At 36.2% G+C, this 23,592-nt stretch carries 23 protein-coding genes and 1 pseudogene; 14 read left to right on the forward strand and 10 right to left on the reverse strand.

Annotation, left to right across the window (positions count from 1 at the left end; translation table 11 throughout):
- The first annotated feature begins 258 nt into the window (after nucleotides 1–258).
- A pseudogene (locus HVN35_03510) lies at nucleotides 259–645 on the forward strand (hypothetical protein).
- Between the two features lie 50 nt (nucleotides 646–695).
- Nucleotides 696–908 (forward strand): helix-turn-helix transcriptional regulator, encoded by a 213-nt coding sequence (locus HVN35_03515; protein NYB51621.1) that lies wholly within the window; start codon nucleotides 696–698, stop codon nucleotides 906–908.
- Nucleotides 909–1,069: 161 nt separating this feature from the next.
- Here HVN35_03515 and topA read toward each other — a convergent pair whose 3' ends face one another.
- Nucleotides 1,070–3,223 (reverse strand): DNA topoisomerase I, encoded by a 2,154-nt coding sequence (gene topA, locus HVN35_03520; GenBank protein NYB51622.1) that lies wholly within the window; start codon nucleotides 3,221–3,223, stop codon nucleotides 1,070–1,072.
- A 349-nt stretch (nucleotides 3,224–3,572) separates the two neighbouring features.
- Between topA and HVN35_03525 the strand changes: the two genes are divergently transcribed.
- Nucleotides 3,573–4,115 (forward strand): metallophosphoesterase, encoded by a 543-nt coding sequence (locus HVN35_03525; GenBank protein ID NYB51623.1) that lies wholly within the window; start codon nucleotides 3,573–3,575, stop codon nucleotides 4,113–4,115.
- Nucleotides 4,099–4,719, forward strand: coding sequence for a 23S rRNA (uridine(2552)-2'-O)-methyltransferase (locus HVN35_03530; protein ID NYB51624.1), 621 nt, complete (start codon nucleotides 4,099–4,101; stop codon nucleotides 4,717–4,719). The genes HVN35_03525 and HVN35_03530 overlap by 17 nt, the downstream gene beginning before the upstream one ends.
- Before the next feature lie 57 nt (nucleotides 4,720–4,776).
- On the opposite strand, the gene HVN35_03535 is transcribed toward HVN35_03530, so the two are convergent.
- Nucleotides 4,777–5,211: a hypothetical protein gene (locus HVN35_03535; protein ID NYB51625.1), complete on the reverse strand. Its 435-nt coding sequence runs from the start codon at nucleotides 5,209–5,211 to the stop codon at nucleotides 4,777–4,779.
- Between the two features lie 551 nt (nucleotides 5,212–5,762).
- On the opposite strand from HVN35_03535, the gene HVN35_03540 reads away from it, so the two are divergent.
- The 5 genes from HVN35_03540 (at nucleotide 5,763) to HVN35_03560 (ending at nucleotide 10,916) form a co-directional block, all read left to right on the forward strand.
- Complete coding sequence (locus tag HVN35_03540; protein NYB51626.1) at nucleotides 5,763–7,775, forward strand: minichromosome maintenance protein MCM; 2,013 nt, start codon at nucleotides 5,763–5,765, stop codon at nucleotides 7,773–7,775.
- Between the two features lie 86 nt (nucleotides 7,776–7,861).
- A complete protein-coding gene (locus HVN35_03545) occupies nucleotides 7,862–8,269 on the forward strand; it encodes a translation initiation factor IF-2 subunit beta (protein NYB51627.1) in 408 nt (135 codons plus the stop codon).
- A 106-nt stretch (nucleotides 8,270–8,375) separates the two neighbouring features.
- Complete coding sequence (locus HVN35_03550) at nucleotides 8,376–9,422, forward strand: NMD protein affecting ribosome stability and mRNA decay (protein NYB51628.1); 1,047 nt, start codon at nucleotides 8,376–8,378, stop codon at nucleotides 9,420–9,422.
- 220 nt (nucleotides 9,423–9,642) lie between these two features.
- Nucleotides 9,643–10,602, forward strand: coding sequence for a tyrosine--tRNA ligase (locus tag HVN35_03555; protein ID NYB51629.1), 960 nt, complete (start codon nucleotides 9,643–9,645; stop codon nucleotides 10,600–10,602).
- A 107-nt stretch (nucleotides 10,603–10,709) separates the two neighbouring features.
- Nucleotides 10,710–10,916 carry a hypothetical protein gene (locus tag HVN35_03560; protein NYB51630.1) on the forward strand — a complete coding sequence of 69 codons (207 nt, stop codon included), beginning with the start codon at nucleotides 10,710–10,712 and terminating at the stop codon, nucleotides 10,914–10,916.
- A 330-nt stretch (nucleotides 10,917–11,246) separates the two neighbouring features.
- Here HVN35_03560 and tmk read toward each other — a convergent pair whose 3' ends face one another.
- Nucleotides 11,247–11,822: a dTMP kinase gene (tmk, locus tag HVN35_03565; GenBank protein ID NYB51631.1), complete on the reverse strand. Its 576-nt coding sequence runs from the start codon at nucleotides 11,820–11,822 to the stop codon at nucleotides 11,247–11,249.
- Nucleotides 11,823–11,999: 177 nt separating this feature from the next.
- Between tmk and HVN35_03570 the strand changes: the two genes are divergently transcribed.
- Both HVN35_03570 and HVN35_03575 read left to right on the forward strand, forming a co-directional pair.
- Nucleotides 12,000–12,650, forward strand: a complete 651-nt coding sequence (locus tag HVN35_03570; GenBank protein ID NYB51632.1) for a phosphatidate cytidylyltransferase — start codon at nucleotides 12,000–12,002, stop codon at nucleotides 12,648–12,650.
- 149 nt (nucleotides 12,651–12,799) lie between these two features.
- Nucleotides 12,800–13,369 carry a thymidylate kinase gene (locus tag HVN35_03575; GenBank protein NYB51633.1) on the forward strand — a complete coding sequence of 190 codons (570 nt, stop codon included), beginning with the start codon at nucleotides 12,800–12,802 and terminating at the stop codon, nucleotides 13,367–13,369.
- Here HVN35_03575 and HVN35_03580 read toward each other — a convergent pair.
- Complete coding sequence (locus HVN35_03580) at nucleotides 13,366–13,707, reverse strand: hypothetical protein (GenBank protein ID NYB51634.1); 342 nt, start codon at nucleotides 13,705–13,707, stop codon at nucleotides 13,366–13,368. The two genes, HVN35_03575 and HVN35_03580, sit on opposite strands and share 4 nt — an antisense overlap.
- Nucleotides 13,708–14,199: 492 nt before the next feature.
- Here HVN35_03580 and HVN35_03585 point away from each other — a divergent pair, with 492 nt between their 5' ends.
- Entirely contained in the window at nucleotides 14,200–14,628 is a 429-nt protein-coding gene (locus tag HVN35_03585) for a hypothetical protein (protein NYB51635.1), read from the forward strand.
- 421 nt (nucleotides 14,629–15,049) lie between these two features.
- Here the strand turns inward: HVN35_03585 and HVN35_03590 are convergent, their stop codons facing one another.
- The 3 genes from HVN35_03590 to HVN35_03600 all read right to left on the reverse strand — a co-directional run bounded on the left by HVN35_03590 (nucleotide 15,050) and on the right by HVN35_03600 (nucleotide 17,858).
- A complete protein-coding gene (locus HVN35_03590; GenBank protein ID NYB51636.1) occupies nucleotides 15,050–15,709 on the reverse strand; it encodes a VTT domain-containing protein in 660 nt (219 codons plus the stop codon).
- Between the two features lie 9 nt (nucleotides 15,710–15,718).
- Entirely contained in the window at nucleotides 15,719–16,657 is a 939-nt protein-coding gene (locus HVN35_03595) for a DMT family transporter (GenBank protein ID NYB51637.1), read from the reverse strand.
- A 466-nt stretch (nucleotides 16,658–17,123) separates the two neighbouring features.
- Nucleotides 17,124–17,858 (reverse strand): CDGSH iron-sulfur domain-containing protein, encoded by a 735-nt coding sequence (locus HVN35_03600; protein NYB51638.1) that lies wholly within the window; start codon nucleotides 17,856–17,858, stop codon nucleotides 17,124–17,126.
- Between the two features lie 504 nt (nucleotides 17,859–18,362).
- On the opposite strand from HVN35_03600, the gene HVN35_03605 reads away from it, so the two are divergent.
- Nucleotides 18,363–18,779: an SAM-dependent methyltransferase gene (locus tag HVN35_03605; protein ID NYB51639.1), complete on the forward strand. Its 417-nt coding sequence runs from the start codon at nucleotides 18,363–18,365 to the stop codon at nucleotides 18,777–18,779.
- 124 nt (nucleotides 18,780–18,903) lie between these two features.
- Here the strand turns inward: HVN35_03605 and HVN35_03610 are convergent, their stop codons facing one another.
- The 3 genes from HVN35_03610 to HVN35_03620 all read right to left on the reverse strand — a co-directional run bounded on the left by HVN35_03610 (nucleotide 18,904) and on the right by HVN35_03620 (nucleotide 20,611).
- Nucleotides 18,904–19,251, reverse strand: coding sequence for a non-heme iron oxygenase ferredoxin subunit (locus HVN35_03610; protein NYB51640.1), 348 nt, complete (start codon nucleotides 19,249–19,251; stop codon nucleotides 18,904–18,906).
- Nucleotides 19,252–19,380: 129 nt separating this feature from the next.
- A complete protein-coding gene (locus tag HVN35_03615; GenBank protein NYB51641.1) occupies nucleotides 19,381–20,223 on the reverse strand; it encodes a UbiA family prenyltransferase in 843 nt (280 codons plus the stop codon).
- Between the two features lie 100 nt (nucleotides 20,224–20,323).
- Nucleotides 20,324–20,611, reverse strand: coding sequence for a hypothetical protein (locus HVN35_03620; protein ID NYB51642.1), 288 nt, complete (start codon nucleotides 20,609–20,611; stop codon nucleotides 20,324–20,326).
- Between the two features lie 123 nt (nucleotides 20,612–20,734).
- On the opposite strand from HVN35_03620, the gene HVN35_03625 reads away from it, so the two are divergent.
- On the forward strand, nucleotides 20,735–23,533 hold the full coding sequence (locus tag HVN35_03625; protein ID NYB51643.1) for a U32 family peptidase: 2,799 nt from the start codon (nucleotides 20,735–20,737) through the stop codon (nucleotides 23,531–23,533).
- Nucleotides 23,534–23,592: the final 59 nt, after the last annotated feature.

The following is a 23,592-nucleotide window of genomic DNA, read 5'->3' on the forward strand; positions in this document are numbered from 1 at the left end:
TTATTTGAAGATTTCACCAGCTTAAAAAACCTATTTCTAAGAACAAATTTTGTCAGCTATTTAATATATTTTTTCTTTCTGTTATTAAACACCAATAAGTTTAAATAGCTTTAGGTTATATTTATCTAACATTATGTTGTAAAAATATAACATATTGTGATAAATAAATAACATAATGTTTTGCTATACTCTTAACCATGAACTGATAAGATCTGATAATGACTAAAAAAGTAGGTTAATAATATGAAAAACATAATTCAGAAGTTTAATTCATATAATGTGAGTATTTGGTTTGGATGTGCTGCTTTAATGGTTTCTGGATTAATAATGATAGCTACTAAAACTATGAACGACTTATTGGCCATTATACTCCTTTTAGGCATAACCGCCATAATGACTAATTTTTTCGATTTTATGGGTATGGATCAAAAAAATCAGGATGAACGTTTAAGGAAAATTGGAACATTTGCCACAACATATTCATGGTATATATCTTTAGTATTCGTTTCTTTCCTTGTCATATCCATGTATTGGGCACAAAATATTCATAATCCCTTTGAATTAATGGGAGTGACAATTTTTATCATGACCTCCACCATGCTCATAGCTAACACAATCTTAAACCGTAAAGGTGACATAGATTAAATTAAGATGGAATTTAAAAGGTTAAATTCATTTAATTGATGCGATCAGAAATGAAAACCCGAATAAGAGAATATCGAGCTCGTCATAACTTGACTCAAGCACAACTGGCAGAGAAAGTAGGTGTTAGAAGAGAAACTATCGTCTTCTTGGAGAAAGGGAAATACAACCCCTCCCTTAAATTGGCACATAATGTAGCAGTGGCTTTAAGAGCAAAAATCGATGATATTTTCATTTTTGATGATGAATCAGATGACGAAAAATGATTTTAAAAAAATTCAAGATGATGGATGTAAATGAAAGAATGGAATTAAGAGTAAAAAGAACTAAATATAAAAAATGAAATGTGAAAAATTAAGTTAACAGTAGAAAAACAGCAAAAATACACTCAAAAATACACTAATATTAAATATTATATGTTAAAAAATCATACTACGTTTTTTTGAGTTTTTTCATCCACCTTTTCTTCCAGTGAACGTGTGTAGCGGCATCTGGGAAATCCACTGCAACCCACAAATTCACCATAACGACCCCTTCTTTTTAAGAGATCCTTTCCACATTCTGGACAGACACCCACCACCTCCTTTTGAAGAGGTTCTTCGCCTTCACGCCCACACTTAGGATCCATGCAGGCTCTCTGACGTGGCTTCCCAAAGGATATCATGGGCAGCCCACATTTTTCGCATTTAGTTTTAAGGACTGTGGCACCTCGAGGCATTGAATAAGTAGATTTACATTCTGGATAGGCTGAACAACCCACGAAACTACCGCCTTTAGGTGAGTTTATCATTATTAGGTTACCACCACATTTACATTCCCCCACAATCATACTTTCCCTGTAGGCTGCGTAAAGCTCTTCCCCTATTTTGATCTTGTTAACATCAATATCATCAAGTATGGAACTCACTTCAACCTTAGCCTCGGATATTATCTCATCCTTTTTAACTTCAGCCTTCATTATGCCCTCAAGCTTGGTTTCAAATTCTCTGGTGAGTTCTTCACTGGTTATCTTTTCCGAATATTTTTTAAGAGTGTCAATGAGTTGTACGCCCAACTGGTTAACACTGATCTTCTTGCCTTGAACATATTTTCTATCATAAAGGATGGATATGATGTTAGCCCTGGTGGATTTGGTTCCAAGACCTCTTTTTTCAAGTTCTCTTATGAGAGAAGCCTGATTATATCTGGCAGGAGGTTTGGTCTCTTTTTCCTCTGAAAAAACAGTAGCATCCAAGCAATCTCCTTCTTTTAAAGGAGGGAATTTGTCATTTTCCACTTTACGGTAGGGGTAGTGTTCCCTCCAACCCATTTTCGCCATTCTTTTCCTGCTGAAGGCGAATTCCTGACCCCCAATATCCAGTTCAGTTTTCATGGTCTCCATAAGACCGTTTTCTCCGAAAACACTGATGAAACGGTAAACAATTAGCTCATAAAGTTTCTGATAGTCTCTTCCCAGTCCCTTGGGAATCAACCCTGTGGGATGGATGGCAGGGTGAGCTTCATCAGTTTTTTTACCTTCACGTGGTTTAAGAGGTTCTTTGAGTTTGTCAATCTGTTTTCGGAATGCAGCATTATTTTTAAGCTTATCCAGTATCTTCTTATAACCAATACTTGGTGGTAATTTCTGAGAAGAAGTTCGGGGGTATGAAGTGTAACCCTCAGCATACAAATTCTGAGCAATAGACTGGGTTTTCTTGGGACTGAATCCAAAAACAGCATAGGCTTCAGACTGCAGTGCACCCAGATCAAAGGGAACTGGAGGTAACTGGGGAGTTTCTTTGATACTAATCTTGCTTACCCTTGCATCTTTACCTTCACAATCTGCTAAAATTTCATCTAGGACTTTTTTATCGAAAATTTTTCCCTTTTTATGATCGGCAATAATGTCCCCTTCAATTTCAGCCTTAATAAGCCAGTAAGGTTCGGGAATGAAACTCTGTATCTCCTTTTCTCTTTCCACCAGTATGGCTAGGGTGGGGGTTTGCACCCTACCTGCAGAAAGTTGTATGTACCTGCTGGTGGCCTTCATCACCGAATCAGTGAGATGTTTGGATATATTCACTCCAAAGATGAAATCCAGAATATGTCTGGCCTCTCCACTGTCAACTTGATTGAAGTCAATATCTATTGGATCTTTGTAGGCTGCTAAGAGGTCTTCCTTGGTTAAGGTGGAAAATTTCATACGAACAGCTTTATCAATACTTTCCGGGCCGCAAGCATATTTTAATGCATTAAAACCAATCAAGGTACCTTCAATATCATAATCACAAGCATGTATAAAACGGTCCGCATTTTTAGAGAACTTTTTTATGGCATCAATGTAATTCTTCACGTATTTTTTACTCTTATCTTTCTCATAGAGAGGCACCCAATCCACTTCAAACATGCGCCCCTTTTCCTTTTTTGTGGGAGATAATGAGTACATGTGACCCACAGCAGATAAAACTGTGGTTTTCTTCCCATTTTCTTCTATTTCATAGTAAGGCACCCGCTTGTAGGTCTTTTTAACTGCCTTTCCCGGTATGGCCCCTGCTATCTTTTCTGATGCCTTTGGTTTTTCACATACTATAACTTCATGCATTAAAATCACTTGGATTAGTATTATAAATAAATTAGATATTGATTAATATTACACCAATAATTATTACACTTGATGGTATGAGATTCCTCATCATCAACTTTAATTCCTATCGAATATAATTGATGAGGTAGCTTATAATATATTAGGTAAGTAGGTTTTTTGGTATATTAGGACTGCCAATGTTATATGTAAAATATGAACATAAAAATCCGAGATACAAGATAAAGTAATAAAAGTTCTAACCATCATAGAAATTGTGTTATAAAATTCATCCTATCAAGTGAAAAAAATACTAGGGTTACATAAAAAAGCAATCAAAAATGGATTAAGGCCTAATTAAGGAGATAAAATGTTAATAGGAGTTATATCCGACACCCATATTCCTGAAAGAGCTCAAAAAATTCCTGAAAAAGTTTTTAAGGTTTTTAGGGACGTTGATATTATATTACATGCTGGTGATCTTGTTTCACCGCAGGTTAAAGACCAGTTGGATGAAATTGCACCTACCATCTGTGTACAGGGAAATATGGATCGTTATAGTGGTTTAAAACTTCCACAAAGGAAGAAATTTAATCTTGAAGGTGTTAAAATTGGCTTATCACATGGAGAAGTCTATCCAAGAGGAGATACTCAGCAGCTCCGTTATATTGGTTTGGAAATGAAGGTGGAAGTTCTTATCACTGGACATACCCACTGGTCATTCATTAAAGAGTTGCCAGACATGTTACTCCTAAACCCGGGAAGTCCAACTGTCCCCCGGCTTTCAGATCCATCGGTAATGATCATTGAAATCAAAGCTGACAAGTTGGATGCTAGGATAGTTAAAATTGGATCTCCTACATGTAAAGCTCTGAATTTTAAGGAGAATAGTTTAAATGAGCCAATGGAATAAAGAACGTAAAAATGAAGAGTATTATAAGAAGGCGAAAAAGGAGGAATACCGCTCCAGAGCCTCCTTCAAGTTACTGCAATTAAATCGGAAGTATAAAATAATAAAAAATGGGGACTCTGTGGTTGATCTGGGTGCAGCTCCCGGTGGTTGGTCTCAAGTAGCCCTTGAACTTGTAGGCCAAGACGGCCTGGTAGTGGCTGTGGATCTTAATCGAGTGAAACCGTTCCCTCTAGAAAATTTTTGGAGCATAACCGGAGACTTCACTCAAAAAGACACTCTTGAAGAAATAGAGCGAACATTGCAGGGCAAAGCACAGGTTATTATTTCCGATGCTTCTCCTAAATTGTCTGGGATCAAAGACATAGATCAGCTTAGATCAATAGAGCTGGCCCAGAGTGTGCTGAGTATATGTGAAAGCATACTTAAATATAAAGGAAATATTATAATAAAGGTTTTTCAGGGTTCAGGATATCCAGAACTCCTTAAAGATGTTAAAACAAAATTTCAGACCGTTAGAACTACTAAACCACCTTCTTCCCGAAAGAAAAGTGGAGAAATGTACTTAGTGGGACGGGGCTTTCACAGAGCTGGAAAAAGAAATTAAAAAAGTACTTAATTTTTTCATATAAATGGAATATCAGCCATCCCACTAAAAAAAACCTCACATAGAGGATCTGAAAGTGCTTAAACTGGTTTTTGCCTTTTCTAATTGGTATTTTGCAATTTCTAGTCTTTTATTAACCTCTTCAGAGGGTTTACCAACAGATAAGGCACTTTCAACATCTATAATGGCTGAATTTAGCTTTACAAGCTCCAGCTCCGCATTATCATATTTGGCTTTCAAATTTTTATTGTTAGTTGCTTCCACCTGGGTCTTTACACTATCAAACTGAGTTTTTAGACTTGAATACTCAGATTTGAGAGCTGCTAATTCCTGATTAGCATTGTTTTTACTAGCATCGGCGTTTATGAAATCTGAGAGTGAAGAAAATCCAATAATCCCCAGTATTACCAAGGTAATGATAATCATTAAAACCCCCATGACTGAAATAGTCATAGAAGTGGCCTTAAACATTTTTAATCTTGATCGTTTCATTTATACACCTTTATTTTTTTTTTTCGATGTGACCCGTGATAACTTGACTTTTCAATGAAATAAGTATTAGTTTCATGAATTATAATTAGATATTAAAATTATGAACAATTGAATTTATAAATATAACTTAAATTCTTTTAATCAGATGAAAAGGCGGTTGAAATCAGCTATCCATATTATGGTGATTAATCCCCCTTTTAAAACACATTTCTAATAATAAGGAATATCCATAATTTTAACAAAATAATTTTCAATTTAATATAGTCCTAATAAAAAACCATGTTATATTTTTTGACATTTCTCTATTTGACATAACTAAATTCTAAACCAAACCACAATAGTATTAAATATACTATATATATTATTACAAATTCTGTGGATTAAATTCTTTTATAAAGGAAAGATAGTAAAATAATATATTATTAAAAGCTTATTGAAGATTTTTTACTTGATTTGGCAATTTAGATATATATTAAGTTAATTCTGGCTTATATGATTACTTTAATTTTTTATGAGAATTTTTTTATAATAGAAGATAGTATAGTTACTCGATGGAAACTACAGCACAATCCACAACTGATAAAACAAAAAATCCTGTGGCCAAGTTCGAGGAGTTCTTTAGTACTAAATACAAAGATACAATTTTTGATGCTCTGGAGAAATATCCAGAAGAAAGATCAGTGGTAGTTGATTATGTAGAACTGGAAATGTTCGATCCGGACCTGGCAGATCTGCTTATTGAGAAACCAGAAGAAGTTATTAAAGCTGCATCTAAAGCTGTTCAAAACATTGACCCCCTCAGGAAAAATGCAGAATTGCATATTCGCTTTGAGAACGTGCGCAACCAAATCCCCCTACGTTACCTGCGCAGCAAATATATTGGTAAGTTTGTATCTGTGGATGGAATTGTTCGTAAAACTGACGAAATCCGTCCCCGAATTTTAAAAGCCATATTCGAATGCCGTAGCTGCATGCGACTCCATGAAGTACAGCAAAAGAGTAACCTCATCACTGAACCCGCCCTGTGCCAGGAGTGTGGAGGCCGATCCTTCCGCATCTTACAGGAGGAGTCTGAGTTTCTGGACACCCAAAACACTAAAGTGCAGGAACCCCTGGAAAATCTTTCTGGAGGAGAACAACCCCGCCAGATCAATGTAGTGCTGGAAGATGACCTGGTGGATACTGTGACTCCGGGAGACGTGGTCAGAATCACCGGAACCATGAAAACCGTTAGAGACGAGAAGACAAAGCGTTTCCATAACTACATTTATGGTAATTATATCAGTGCCCTGGAACAGGAGTTTGAAGAAATAGAGATGAGTGCTGAAGATGAGGAAAAAATCAAGGAACTGGCTGCCAATCCTGATATTTACAATAAAATTATCAACTCCACCGCACCATCAATTAAGGGATACAGAGAGGTTAAAGAAGCAATTGCCCTGCAATTATTTGGAGGATATGCTAAAGAACTTGATGACAAAACCCGAATCAGAGGAGACATTCACATCCTTATTGTAGGTGATCCAGGTATAGGAAAGTCACAGATGCTTAAATACGTCTCTAAGCTGGCACCGAGAGGAATTTACACCAGTGGTAAAGGAACCAGTGGCGTAGGTTTAACTGCAGCAGCTGTAAGAGATGAGTTCGGTGGCTGGTCATTGGAAGCAGGAGCACTGGTACTTGGGGATAAGGGTAATGTCTGTGTGGATGAATTGGACAAGATGCGGCCAGAAGATCGCTCTGCCATCCACGAAGCCCTGGAACAGCAGACCATCAGTATAGCCAAAGCTGGAATTATGGCTACTTTAAACTCGCGTTGTTCAGTACTGGCAGCTGCCAACCCAAAATTCGGACGTTTTGACCGTTATAAATCAATAGCTGAACAAATTAACCTACCTTCAACAATTCTATCACGTTTTGACCTTATATTTGTGGTGGAAGATAAGCCAAATGTGGAAAGAGATAGTGCACTGGCCAGCCATATCCTTAACACTCATCGGGACACAGCAGTGCCCTACGATATCGAACCAGAACTTCTTAGAAAGTACATTGCCTATGCACGGAAAGAAGTTAAGCCTCGTCTAACAAACGAAGCCATGGATGTTCTGCGAGAGTTCTACGTGGGTATGCGTGGTGGAGCAGCTGATGAGGATTCTCCCGTGCCCATTACAGCCAGACAGCTTGAAGCACTGGTTCGTCTGGCAGAAGCAAGTACTAGAATCAGATTAGGAGAGGAAGTAACTGCTGAAGATGCCAAAAGAGCAGTCAGTCTCCAGGAAAAATGTCTCAAACAAGTAGGATACGATCCAGAAACAGGGAAAGTTGATATTGACAAAGTAGAGGGTCGGACACCTAAATCTGACCGGGATAAAATAAGAGTTGTTCAGGAGATCATCAAAGAACTGGAAGAGGAGTACGGAGGACGCGCTCCCACCAACATACTTATAACTGAAATGAGAGATAGATATAATATGAGCGAGGAAAAGGTTGAAGACCTTATCCGGCAGCTGAAAAGAAAAGGAATCATTTATGAACCCCAGCAAGGTTACTTGAGAGTGGCCTGATCTGGAATTCTCTTAAATTTTTCTATTTATAAATTAGAATTTATTCAACCAGTTTTATGCGAATTTTAATTTGAAGGAGGTATTATATGAGCGATTATGAAGAATTACTTGACCGAGGTATTGAACAATTACCACCCCAGGCACTGGAGACTAAAAGGTTCTCAGTTCCCAAGGCTTACTCCATAATTCAGGGAAACCGAACCATAATTCAAAACTTCGGAGAAATAGCCGATGCAATGAACCGGGACCCCCAGCATATTCTCAAATTTCTGTTAAGAGAACTGGGTACTGCTGGTAACCTGGAAGGAAACCGAGCCATCATGCAGGGAAAATTCACCCATTATCTGATAAATGAACGAATGGATGACTATGTGCAACGTTTCATTATGTGCCATGAATGTAACCGTCCAGATACCAAGATCATAAGGGAAGACCGCATATTCATCCTTAAATGTGAAGCTTGCGGGGCCAAGGCTCCTTTAAAGACCCTTTAAACCCCTTTTTTTATTAATCCTTTTTTTGAACCCATGATCTTACCCATATTATAATAATAATTAATCAAAAAATTACCGAATTGATGTTACTAAAAGATTAGATACTATGTTCTGTATTGAATGCGGTAAAGAAGACGAAAAACTGTTTAAAGGACTCTGCAGATCTTGTTTCGCTTCGGATAATAAAGTAATCATCATACCCCCAGAAGTGGAAGTAGAAGTGTGTGCACACTGCTCAGCAGTCCATGTGGAGGGCAAGTGGCTGGACACTGAACAGTCTGAAGAGGAAATCATAGCAGAAACCATTGCCAGCGCTTCTGTTCCAGATAAAGATGCAGAAGATATTGTTCTGGAGATAGATCTTATCAATCAGAAAGGTTCTGTTTTTGAAATACTGGTGAATGCAAGTGGTAAAGTGAAAGGAGTACCAGTTAAAAGAGAATACAGTACCAAGGTTAAACTCAACAGAAACACCTGTCCCAACTGCAGCAAATACGCATCAGGGTACTACGAAGCAGTTCTACAATTGCGGGCCCATGAACGCCAATTGGAATCTGATGAAATTCAAAAAGCTGATGAGATTATAAAACAGTCCCTGGATAAACTGTATCATAATAACCGCATGGCTTATCTCTCCCAGCGCCTGGAACTTAAAGAAGGTATTGATTATTACTTTGGATCGTTGAAAACAGCCCGTAAGATTTCGAATACTCTGAAAGATGAGATGGGCGGTGTTATGAAAGAGTCACCACGCCTCATGGGTCGAGACAAATCTGCTGGTAAAGATCTTTACAGAACATGGATATCACTACGACTTCCCTTCTTCCAGAAGGGCGATTTTTTAAGCCTTGATAATCATGTGGGGCGAGTTATTGATTCAACTGGTAAGAAGATTATTATCTGTGACTTGATAACACAGGAAAATATCTCGGTGTCCTGGAGGAAATATTCCAATTTGGAACTGTTAGCTAACAGTGCAGATGTTAAAAATACAACCATCAGCTCCAAATCCCCCAGTGAAATACAATTACTACACCCGGAAACCTATCAACCTGTGGATCTGGACATGACATCTCAATTATCATATTTGAATATTGGAGATCAGGTGGAAGTGGTGGAAATAAGGAAAAAACTCTATATCCTGCCAAAATAAATAGTATCATATCCATAAAAGGACCATATCTAGAAGAAGGAAAATCATATCTAATGTATCTTTATCTAATTATCTTCGAGAAAATTTCCAAATCAAGCAGTGCAATTTTTAAAAATAAAACAACTCCCCCAGTAGCAATAGAATCTTAAAAGATTTATTTTAATTTATCACAGATTTAAATGATAAATTGTTTAATAACACCTTGATGATGGTGATTACTATGGACACAGATTCAACAATTGATATTATCAAACAGGGCACCCTGGAAGTGGTGACTCCTGATGAACTCAGAGATAAACTAGAAAATAATAAAAAAACAGCTTACATTGGATATGAACCATCAGGAAAAGTTCATTTAGGTCATGCGATCACTGTTAAAAAGATGATAGACTTGCAGAAAGCAGGTTTCAAAATAAAGATCCTCCTGGCAGATCTTCATGCTTATCTTAATGGTAAGGGTAGTTTGGATGAGATAAAGGAAATCTCAGAATATAATGCCAAATGTTTCAGGGCGCTGGGACTTTCTAGTGATACTGAATTCATTTTAGGTAGCAGTTTCCAGACTCAGGAAGATTACACCATGAAAGTTTACCAGCTGGCACTTTCCACCACTTTAACCCGTGCCAAGAGAAGTATGGCACAAATAACACGAGATGCTGAGGATCACCAGGTGGCGGAGGTAATCTACCCTTTAATGCAAGTAGTTGACATGCTGTTTTTAGAGGCGGACTTGGCAGTTGGTGGTATGGAACAGCGAAAGATTCATATGCTGGCCAGGGATAATCTGCCTAAATTGGGATTCCCCTCTCCAGTATGCATCCACACCCCGCTACTCCATGGTACAGACGGTTCAGATAAGATGTCTTCCAGTAAAGAAAACTTCATAGCCATTGATGATGAACCAAGTGTCATACGTGAAAAGATTAAAAAGAGTTTTTGCCCTGCGGGTGAAGTTGAGGGAAATCCGGTTCTGGAAATTGCACATCATTTCATCTTCAGTGACAGAGATACTCTGCTTATCCCCAGACCAGACAAATTTGGGGGTAATCTGGAATTAACCCAAGATGAACTAGTCAAGAAGTACAGTGAAGGAGATTTACATCCTTTAGACCTGAAAAATGGTGTTGCAGAGTGTTTAGTGGAGATCCTGAAACCAGTACGAGATTATCTTAAAGTTTAAATTAGTGAAATTCTAACTACAGAAAAAATAAAAACTGAGTTTATGCAAACTTTCAAATAAATTTAATGAATGTTTAAAATGTATCCAGGCTTACTAAGGGTGTTAATATGGAAGAAGACATGACTTATGAAATGAGGATTCCTGCAGGGATTACTGAAAGAATGATGGTGGAAGTTATAACCAAATTTAACTTAGAACTTAAAAATACAGACTACGGACCAGTATTATACGGAAAAAAAGAAGATTTGGAAAATGCACAGGACCATATTGTCAAAGCACTTAACGAACGCCTGAAAGAACTTGAAAAACGTTAACAAAAAGTGCTAGATTTGTTAATCCTAAATATTTTATTCGTATGCCAAAACTTTTTATCCAATCATTTATTGAATAATTAAATCTTTTTTAGATTATCAATATCTCTTAATCTATATTTTTTATTATAATTTCTTAAACAATATTTTTAAACTATTAAAAACCATTAATAAGTCATTTTATCCAATATAATAATTGATAAAACTTTGATTTTGATATACTTTTATAATGACTATTTTATTTAGAAATAATCCTATAATGATATTTGCTAATATTTGACTAAACCAGGAATAAAATTTAAAAAAGGATAATTATTAGTATTAATCGTATAATTATAGGCACATACCCAGTTTAGGGGCAACTATTCTTTTGATATCATCATGTACCTTGTTTAAACCATTTTCAGCGTTAACTACCATAAAATTATGGTTTTTTGCCAGTTGGAGATATCTTTTGCGCACTTTATCTAGGAACTCAACTTGTTCAAAGTTGTCTTTCCCATCACATCTTTTTACAGCAGTTTCAGTTTCAAGATCTAGAAGTATCACCAGATCAGGTTTCAGAGCGTATTTATTAATTTGTGCGACCCAATCCCTACCATTCTGGTAAGCCAGGCTAGAATAAAAAGAACGGTCACTTATAACAACACGTTTCAATTCCACATTTTTTTGGATATCTTCCATAAGAAGCATCCTGTCAGCCGCAAATAGAAGCGCAAGTGTTATTTGGAAGCTTTCATCCTGAGCGTGGGGTGTTTGAAGCATTTCCCTAATAAGTCGACCTACTGGTGAATCAGTAGGTTCCCTAATACGCGTTACACTAAAACCACAATTTTCCAACCAGTTACCCAGACGTTCCAGTTGGGTGGACTTCCCTGATCCATCAATTCCTTCCAAACATATGTACATGGTTTTGCTATCCTCAGAACAACTAATAAAGTTTGTTAAAATTAATCATTAATCTGATCACATTTTTATTAATAGTCATTTCCAGTTGAACAACTTTTTTTATAGTGCGCTTCCCATTCAACTTTCTCTGAGTAAAAACCCAAATTCACTTATATGCGGAGAAAGTACTTAAGATTCATGGATACTGGTGATATTATTGGCTTGTTATTAGTCTATGGATATGTAATACTGCTACTGGTTATTTCTGAAAAAGTTCTAAACAAACATCCTACTTTCAGCAGAAAGTTTCTGCACATTATGGTGGGAAACGTTTTATTTATTTTGCCTATTTTCCAATCAAGGTGGGTTATGGCCCTTCTGGCAGCGGGTCCCTTTATTATCATTACCTATCTTATGAGTCCCCATTCTCCTTTAAAGATATCTGATAAAATCTCTACTTCCGGCCATGGACTGGGACTGGTTTATTATTCTATTTCCTGGTTTTTCTTAGCCCTAATATTCTTTGATCAGCCCTGGATTATTGCGGTGGGGATTGCTGCTATGTCCTATGGGGATGGTATGGCATCTCTAATCGGGCAGAAGTATGGTAAACTAAAATATAACTTCTTTGGGGATACTAAAACTCTTGAAGGATCATTAACCATGTTTTTCGTGCTCATCGTCAGTTTGGGAATAGTTTTATTCTACTATTCACAACCCTTAGTACCAATGGTTTTAGTTGCAGTGGCCCTGGTAGCTACAATATTTGAAGCACTGACACCTAAAGGTCTTGATAATCTAACAGCCTGTTTTTCAGCCGTTGCCGTTTACATTATGCTGAGCATGTGAAAATGAGTATGATGAAAAATTGGATTGAGAAATTAAAAAATCATGAAAATTTAAACTACCAAGAACACGTCTACTTAGTGAATTATTGATAACCTTAAACCACAAATTTGTATTTTTTTAAATGTCAAATATCTTATGAGGATATTAATATGCGTTTAATCATTATTGACGGACTGGATGGGTCGGGGAAGAGTACTCAAGCTAAGCTTATCCAAAAAAAATATCTTTCCCTCGGTGAAAGCGTTATTCTCCGAGAACATCCTTCTGATGATAATAATTACGGTTTAAAATCTAAAAGAGCCTTACTCGGCAGGGGTAAACTAAACAAAATCAAAGCATCGGTTTATTATGCTCTTGATGTTATTCGTTCCGTGTGGAAGTACCATGGCCAGGCAGATAATATTATTATGGTACGTTATTTAATGGGTACCGCCTACTTACCCCTCCCCCTAGCCAAAATTCTTTACAATTTTTTCAGCATGGTTCTGCCCACCTCAGAATATATGTTTTTTTTAGATATTGAACCTGAAGAATCATTAAAAAGAATGTCCAAACGAAATGATGAAGAAATGTTCGAAAACTTAGAAGATCTGATTAGTGTTCGAGAAAAGGCCCTTGAGTTAGCCCATGGCTGGCAAATAATTAACTCTGCTGCAACCATTGAGGAAGTTTATGAAAATATCAATGAAATCCTGAATCAATTAGACAAAAATGATTAATTAAATTCAGGGGATAATATGGTTTTCCCACTATCCAGGTCAATTGAACCCAGAATTCTAAGATTGAAAAGAAGCAAGTATGGTTCAATGAAATGGTTCAATGAAAAAAAAGTAAAATCACCCATCCCACAATAGTTACCTGTTTGATATGTTTGCAAAAATAAAATCAAAGAACCGAATGTGGTAAAAGCAATTAAATAAGTTAATAAAAGATTTTTATAACCTACTTTCCCCATTATTTCCCTGATTTTTCTAAATTCAAAAGCAGATGGTATCCTTCCCGGGTTGTGGGTCATGTTGAGAATTACTCCTTGCAGGATAAAACCCACAACTAGCATCGATATTAACCCAAGAATCAAAAATCCATATCCTCAATTCGATTCTGCCAAGTTATGGGTTGTTTTTCTGGATAAAAATAAATAAAGCTGATTACTAGTTACTATCTCGACCATGAGAAAAATAGGAATAAAAATCGTTGCAAATATCTCTTTAATACCATATTTAAATCCATAAATCATCTTTCTTGTAATTTTATTGCATTATTTTATGCCATAATTCCCACTTGAAGTTATTGTTAGTTTGAATTCTTAATTTCTAATCAGAATCAGCGAAAAATCGTCATCCCATCACTGTAATCTTTTTGAATACCAAAAATCATTGGAAAATAAGCCAAATTATTAGAAATATTCTTCAAACTCAAAGAATTAATTTTGAGATGAATGACTTTAACTTATGATCCCACCATAAAAATAAGTGTGAATTCTTACAATATCTTATATTGTAACATCTTTCGTGTTTCACAAATAAGGGGTCTTGTAAGGTTGATGCATATGATCGGGAAAGAAGAACTGGTTGAAAGGATTGAAGAAACCGAATTAGAGAAATTAGAAGGACCCAAAGATGTTTGGGAGAAACATATTTATTTAGAAGATGATAAAGTCATTATTGTAGGTTATGAAGAAGAAGAATCATTCAATACAGAAATTCCTGGGAAAGAAATCGTGAAAAATTACTACTGGTATTGGGAGCTTAGAGATTCAGTTACTTGGAACCTATTATTTGATAATCATGATAAAGACTTCAGTTTTTGTGAATCAATTGTAGGGGATTACACAGATCAAGATCGTGTGGAAGACCTAGTGGGAGACATTGAAGAGGAAGATGTTTGCACTTGGAGTGAACAGGACTGGATTGAGGATATTTCTGAAGATATAGCAGATGAAGTACTTGAATGGTTAGATAATATTAAGAAGACCTGAAAAGGATATGTTTTCGATTATATTTTCATATAAATCTATTTTTTAATCCACAAAATCAATTTAAAAGAAAACTAAGAATGAAATTCATCTTATAAAAAAAATTGATTATAAATCGTTTTCCCCTAAAAATTACCCATTTATTTGCAATTTACCAGAATTAATCCTCGAAACAACTATTTTTAATTTAATCAAGTCCTCCTAACCATTTTCCAGAAAAACACATGCAAGCCAGGTGATGTCCATTACTTCCTTTTTTAGAAGTCTTCAAGATTCAGAGTCTTCCATCTACAGTTTAAAACCCCCTTTATAGTTGTGGAATAATAGGATCAATAATTGAAGAACTGGTCGAAAATGGTTAAAAATAAATAATAACTGATTTAATAGAACTAATAGATTATAGTGCGAATAAACAGATAATAACCTATCTAAATCTATTTTTCCTATTTCTATTCATTTTCCTCCTTTTCGAGATTATAAAATAGATGACTAAGCCTATGATAATTAAGGTGACAATATTTCCAACATAGGATACTCTATCTTCTAAGATCTTGTAAATATTTCCAGAAAACCAAGCTAACAAGCCCCAAGCTAATATTTGAACTGCAGAGCCTAAAAAAGTAGTTAGGATATACTTTTTCAAATCATATTTTATTAATCCGCAGAAAAGGTTTATGACTATGCTGGGAATCACCGGGAAACAACGAGCCAGGAAAATGAAAAAATCATCATAAGGACTTTCATCCACCTTTCTTTGAACTTCTTCCACGTCTTCCACAGAAACTCCCAAATATCTGCTGGTTCTTTTTATAAATGGCATTCCCAGTTTGTAGGCAAGTGTGTAGTAAACCATGGATCCTAAGGTTATTCCCAGTGAGGCAGGAATTACAATCTGCAAGAGTAAAGTTGCCAGGGCAGGTAAAGAAAGACTGGTTCCCTTTGAAACCAGAAAAGTTGAGGTTAGTACTATGATGCTGGCAGGGATGGGAACAATTAACTGCTCCAGAATACAGCCTAAAAAAACTGTCCAGGATACATTACTTACTATAAATGACTCTGTGCTGTTGATTATTGTATGAAACATACCAACCTCTTAGTGGGACCTGATTTTATCTTCTTTTTTTCCGCTACCATTTTTATACAATATAAGTATTCCAAGGAACATGAGCACCCCAAAAAATAACTGTGTTGCTGCCAATGGTTCTCCAAGAACAATAAAAGCCACCACTGCCCCGAATAATGAGCTGGTGGAGAATATAGATCCTGTGCGGGTGGATCCGATTTCACGTATGGCAAGGTAGATGAGAACCAGTGAAAAACTCATACACACCAGACCAATGAAAAGTAAAATTGGTATCATATTCAAGGGGAGGTAAAAACTCAATCCCAATCCTAATGAAATTATAAACAGCATTAAACCGCCAATACCACTTTCAAGACCCGTTAAAAAGAATATGTCTTTTTTATTACTCAAAAACTTGGTTAATATAGTATCCATACTCCAGAAAAAACAGGATCCAATGATCAAAAGACTGCCCGCTAAGTTCTGGTCAAAAGTTAGATCCTGAAGGTTATTAGTACTTAAGAATATTGCTCCAAGGATTAGAAAAACAAATCCAATTAAATCTTTCCTTTTAACTTTTTCTTTAAGGAAAGAAACACCCAAAAGAATGATGAACAGGGTCTGCATGTTGGTTAAAAGAGCGGCATTCACTGCAGTTATCTGCTTTAAACCGTTTAGATACAGTGCCGGAGCAATAACCGATCCGCATATGGCTATTAAAAGTAGGGTGATGTAGTTTCTCCGGGATATGTGTGTATCAACCTTACTTTCTTGGTGGATAATTTTTAATATCCGGTTATGAAGAGGAGATATTCTTATTAAAAATAAAAAGGCACTGCCCAGGATGTAAACCATTGCTGCCAGGGCCAGGGGGTGAAGATAGCCCAGTAGTATTTTATCCAGGGTGAACCAAACCCCAAATAGCATGGCAACGGTGATTGCACTAATATATCCCCATACACGATCCATATTGCACCAGTTTATTTATCCATCGATAACTATCTTAAGTTAAATACTATTTTGTATAATGAGAATATTATTAGTTTAGTCAGTTAAGGGTATGAGAAAGAGTTTCCATCTAAACAGATTTAACAGTTTAATAAAGGAATTTAATGATTAAATCTGGATTAGACTAAGTGAAATTAACATATCAGTTTATCAATTAGTTATAAAGTCTTTTTTTAATGATCCCATACTTTATTGCTTAGGTTTCCAGAGTTACGGATTTATCCCATAATATGTTCAACTAGGGAGTTTAATTGGAACAATTATGTTGTGGGAGGAGATTATAAACTTCAATATTAATAGAAGATTAAAATTTACAGTTTCAATGATGTTCTGGGATTATGATTTAAATTTATAATATTATAGGTTTAAAAAAGCTTAGAATTCATGGAACTAAGTTTTATAATCCCCAAATAGAGTATCGATCGTTTTATTTATCATCCAAGCCCCATTTTTTCCTGAATTTTAATTTCTGCTCTGAGGTCATCCAATGACTTCCATCACAGTAGGGTTTATTCTCGGATTTCCCACAACGGCAGAGTGTAACCCGGTTACGAGTTTCATAAAGTGTGCCATCCGCTGATTCGATGGGTATTCCTCCCCTCACCCATATGGGACCCTGACATCTCTTCTGTTCATCATGAATCAGGACAATAGAGGGTTCAAATTCTTTTTCAAATGGTTTGCCCGTTTTTTTATCCCACAATACCAGTCTGCCCGAGGGACATATCATGGCCTCTTCAATGGCGGTTTGTTTTGCCTCTTTTTCATCGGATTTTTTGATTAAGTTCCTTATACCTCCGGATCTGAGACAGAATCTGGAGTGATCACAGAATTCATGGGCATCAGTTAAGCGCAGCTCAGGACCTTCAAATATCTCTGCTTTTTCAATGTATGGTTTTCTACTAGCACTTTCAGTACCATCAAAATCTATATTGTTATGTGTACCGTCACAGTATGGTTTGTCATTCGATTCTCCGCATCTGCAGAGAGTATAAGTGTCCCTGACCTCAAATTTCTTTTCATCAACTAAATCTTTGGTGTGACCTGCCTCATCAGTGACTATTATCTTTTCATATAGAGGTACAGCACCTGAAACAATGTACGGTCCGTTTTTAACTATTTTAATCTTCATTCTATTTTTTAAAGTATTATTTTTCCCCATTAAAACACATCCCCCTTATTTGAGAGAATGTTTAATATTGAATTTTAGGTATAAATTTTAGTATAATTATGATATTGAATTTATTTTTCTGGATTTAATTCTGAAGATTCATTATTATTTTTTTCTGCTCACAAACTGCATATATTTATTGTATTGGATTAGATGAAATTATCTATGATAAATGTATTTGACAGTTACTGAAACCCAAAACTACATATTTAACCTAATAATTCAAGCAAAAACTGGACTAAATACCATACAGGAATTCTATATAAGCTAAAAACCGAATATTAGTTTATAAAATTCAATACCAGTGATTATGAATTAAAAATCAAGAATTACAAAAATCAAAACTAGAACTAGGAGGTCTCAGACCTGTCTATAACTATATTCACTTTGATTCCAATTATAATCATTATTATAATGATTTTTGCATTTTCCATGTTGTGGCCGCTTGCAATTGGGGCAGCTTACTCACCTTCATCCATGAGAGTGGTTAGGAAAATGCTGGAAATGGCAGAAGTTGATTCTAGAGATTTAGTCTACGATCTGGGTTCTGGTGATGGTAGGATTGTTATTGAAGCCGCAGCGAGATACCAGGCTTTGGGAATTGGAGTTGAAGCCGATCCCTTACGTGTATTCTGGTCAAATATTAAAATCAGAAAGCGCAAACTGGGGCAGCAGGTGAAAATCATCTGGGGAAACATTTTTGACCAGAATCTTAGCCATGCCACAGTGGTGGTGGTATTCCTTTGGGGTAGAACCAATGAAAAATTAAAAGATAAACTTCAAGAAGAACTTCGTCCCGGAACCCGAATTGTATCGTATGTATGGAAGTTTAATGGATGGAAACCTGTAAAAGTCGATGAAAAAGAACGATTATATTTGTATATTATGGGTGAAAGTGATAGATTAACTTGAAAAAGAAAGTATGGTTTAATTAATACTTGATAAATTAGAGAATGAATTAAACCAGAAAATGATTTAATAAATAGATTCATGATGAAACAAATTAATGATGAAAAAGGCTGATTGAAAGATCATGTTAAATTTTTAGAAGAACCTGGTCACCTTCTATAATCACTTGGTATGTTTTTAGTGGTCTGGGAGATTTAAACAATTTGGAAATACTTGCTTTTAATCCTGTAAAATCTGTCCAGAGTATAACCTGACCCGTAGTCAGATCAAACTGGCTGTGGTGTAAGGGACATGTGATTACACTCCCCTCTAAAGTTCCCTTTGAAAGATCACCACCCATATGAGGGCATTTATTTTCAACAGCGAAAAATTCTCCCTTGATCCTTGCGATTAATACATCCATGTCACCGGCAATAACTTTTTTCATTTCCCCCTCATTCAAATCATTGGTTTTGCATATTTCCATTAATTCCATAATGATTTACCCCCTAATACATAAATTATATTATCTTTATCCTAATATTTGATAGTATCCTAAACTTTCATAAAATTAATAGAGACCAGTTATGATTTAATAAAGGAACATTTTTGGGATAACTAGAGACTACAACCGAATTAAAGATGCCGTAAGAGGAGAACCTAAAGCAAATCCTAGGAAAACAATTCCCATTCCTATCTTAATCCTTTTCGATATTTTACGAGTTGTTTCTATGGATTGATCTTTCAATATTGCAACAGCACCAGACAGGAAAATAAGTATTGCAACTATAAGGATAATAAGATATAATATGTTAAATACCCCCATAAAGTAGAGTAATGGGCTGGTAACGCTGGCTAATACCATGAAAAATGCAGCGATAACAGAAGATATCCTTTTTCCATATACTATGGGTAGAGTGGTTGCACCTTCCTCTTTATCACCTTCCAAGTCTTCCATGTCCTTGACGATTTCCCGGGCCATGGTCATTAAAAAGGCATAGAACCCTAAATATATAGAAACCATTATCTGATTGACTGCTATGCCTCCAAAAACAAAGCATAATCCTGTTAAGAATGATATAGTCAGGTTACCAATTAAACACTTTTTTTTCAAGTCTCGAGCATAATGGATCATTAACAGAGAGCTTAAAAGTGCAATAATCCCCAGCAGCCAGTTAATTAAAAAAGCAGTGAGTATTCCTATGATAAATAGTGAAATTGAATAAATCAGGGCATTCTTGAGGGAAATACGTCCAGAGGGAATGGGACGCTGGGGTTTGTTAATGGCATCGATTTTGTGATCAAAATAATCATTGATAACGTTACCGGCTCCTGTAACTAAAAAAACCACAGCTGCAGCCATTAATGCTTCTAATGTGAATTTACCACTTATGATTGCCATTAATAGAATGGCAATAACTGCCATTATGGCGTTTCCAGGCCTTAATATTTCAATATAGGGGTTCATAATAACACTCTAACACTCAGTAGAAATATCATTGAGATATCATAGAGATGATTTAATCCAATCCTCTAAAACCAATAATCATGACCGTTATAAGACTCGTTTATTCTGATTCATCATCTGAATTTCTGGATTTTCTGGCAATTAAAAGTTCTTCTCTGCATTTTTTAAGTTCTCTCCTGATGAGGAAAAGTTTCAGGTAGAAATAAATAGCCAATACCAGTAATATGAAAACCAGAAGAACTAAAAATCCAGTTATTATACCTGCAGCCATTGCCTGCCAGAGGATGGTGAAACCATAGACCAAATAAAAAACCGCACCTATCGCTCCCATGATCACAGCCAGTATAACAACTATTTTCAAAGTTTTAACGAGCTCATCTCTTTCCATATTCTCACTGTGGCATATCTATTGTAGAGTTTTATTATATAATTTGCCATTAAATAAATATTGAATCCATTTTTCAATATTTGCTGCCATCATATTAAATCCACATCAATCATTGGAGGATAAATGTCCAAACTCAATATACCCGAACTTTTAGCCCCTGCAGGTTCCCTTGATACTCTGAAAGCAGGGGTGGGTGCTGGGGCAGATGCAGTTTACCTTTCAGGAAAAAAATTCGGCGCCAGGCAGTTCGCTCGTAATTTCAACCTAACTGAAATGGAAGAAGCCATAGAATACGCCCACCTGCGGGGAGTTAAGGTCTATGTTACTGTAAACACCCTTGTAAAGGAAACTGAACTATCCACAGTGGGTGATTATCTCCTTGAGCTTTACAGTTTAGGGGCAGATGCAGTGATTGTGCAGGATCTGGGTGTGGCCAGACTTGCCAGAGAAATCGTTCCAGAACTGGATCTGCACTGCTCTACCCAGATGACCATTAATAACTATCAAGGAGTTCATTGGGCTTTGGATAATGGTTTCAAACGAGTGGTGCTAGCCCGGGAAATGCACCTAGAAAATATTGAAAAAGCAGCTAGAAAGTTGAAAAAAAAGATAGAACTGGAAGTTTTTGCCCACGGAGCTATCTGTTATTCTTATTCAGGACAATGTCTTCTTTCATCATTTATTGGAGGTAGGAGTGGTAATAGGGGAATGTGTGCTCAACCATGCCGCAAAAACTATCAGTTAATCATTGCCAAGGCCGATGCATATGGGAAATTTGAGAAAATTGAAAAAATCCCCTTAAAAGATCATTATCTCCTTTCAACCAGGGATCTTGCTATCTACTCCCAACTAGACCGGATTGTAAAAGCTCCTGTGGATTCTATTAAAATTGAAGGGAGAATGAAGCCTCCGGAATATGTGGCTAATGTGGTTAAAGTATATCGAGAAGCACTAGACTCCCTTAAAAAAGGAGAATGGAAAGCTGAGGACGAAGAGATTTTGAAGCTTAAAATGTGCTTTAACAGGGGTTTAAACAATGGTTGGCTTCTCAATAATAAGAAGGATACAGTGATGGGAAGAGATAACCCTGGTAATAGAGGTTTGTACTTGGGAACAGTCACAGATTACCATAAAAACCTTGATGAGGCTATTATTCACCTGGTGAACCGGGTGAACCTTCAAAAGGGTGATGGGATTCTCTTTAAGGATCCGAGGAAAACAGGGCCTGCTGCTAATATATGGGGAACTGTACTTGAATACCAACCCATGATTAGGAAGGATAAATTATTTTTAAAACTTCACAAATCAGTTCAATTGGGAAGCCAGCTTTTCCTAACTAGGAGAAAATCCCTGGTGGATGCTGGGGAAAAAATGGTTAAAAGTCCTGATTTACCACGTAGTATTCCTCTGGAAGTTCAAATTAAGTGGAACAAAAGATTTACTCCAATGGTCAGAGTAATTGCATCACCACCCCGTCTTGAAGAGTTTATTATTGAACTGAAATCTGATTTTTCAATGGAAAAAGCTGAAAAAAGACCATTATCCCGTGAATCAATAATTAAACAGCTTCAAAAAACAGGTGGAACTCCATTCATAATCAATGATATTGAAATGGATTATCCTGGAAATTTGTTCACCCCAGTTCGTAATCTGAATCATCTGCGTAGAGAAATTCTGGAAGAGGTTCAACAGAGAATAATAGAAACATTAAAGCCACCTAAAGAAGATGTTCAATCTGCAAAAACACGCCTACACAAATGGAAACTGAATTACAATAGTGCTAAAAGAATGAGTGGTGGAGAATTAACCACAACAGAATCAGAGTATAAAAAATCAAAAAAGAAGGGGCTTAATTTAAGAAAGAAATGGCTTGAGAACAAAGAACTGAGTAATAAGGAATTGATAGATAAAGAAAAAACAGAGGAAATATGCGATTCGCTCTTTGATCTGGCCATTTATGTAAATTCTATTCCTTCTTTAAAATCTGCCCTGGAATCCGGGTGCAGAGTAATTTATTTCCAGCCAAAAATTCATGAGGCCACAGCATATAATGGTAAAAATGGGAAATCCTGGAAAGATTTTACTTGTTTAAAACATTCCAATGATTATAAAAATTATTTTGAAGAGATTGCATCATATTTAAAAGAGGCTTCTTCTCTTTGCAATGAATATGATGCTGAACTCATATGGAAATGGCCAACTATCACTGATGAGGATTTTATTAAATGGGCAATTCGTCTTTTGAATAGGTTAACAGGTACAATATCTGGAGTGGATGTGGCTGGATTGGGGGCACTATGGTCCTTAAAAGATGATTTTGGTTCTTTGAACTTGTACGGCTCTGCAGGATTAAACATATGGAACCATATGGCAATAGATGAACTGCCCTCTTTAAATAGTGTGACCTTATCACCAGAACTATCCAAGGATGATCTGAAAAAAGTAATCAACTATTCTTCGTTTTGTGGCTCTGAAAAGATTTTTTCATTTATAGTGCAGGGAAACTTGGAGGCAGTGGTGAGTGAAGACTGTCTTCCCTGTATAATTAAAGAGGGGGAGGTTTTAAAAAGAATTAAAAACACCAGCTACCAATCATTAGGAATAAAAGATCCGAGAAATAGGATCTTCCCAGTTGAACTTGATGAAAATTGCAGGACCCATATTTTCAATTCAGTTGAACTGTGTCTTATTGACCACATTCCCCCACTTCTTGCTATGGGAGTCAACAGGCTGATTATAGATTCACGGAACAAACCCCCTATTTATGTGAAGAATATTCTATCATTATACCAGGAAGCATTAAAACTTTCCATTCTAAATGTACCTGATTTGGAAGATAGACTAAATTCTTGTAAAAAAAGGGTTAAAAAAATGTCCAACGGAGGTATTACCACTGGGAACTTCCTGCGAGGAGTTAAATAATTCACATCTTGAAATCGTGACTAACAACTGAAGTTGGAAATTTTCCCCTATGAAACTAT

The sequence above is a fragment of the Methanobacteriaceae archaeon genome, from assembly GCA_013403005.1.
Taxonomy (GTDB): Archaea; Methanobacteriota; Methanobacteria; order Methanobacteriales; family Methanobacteriaceae; genus Methanobacterium.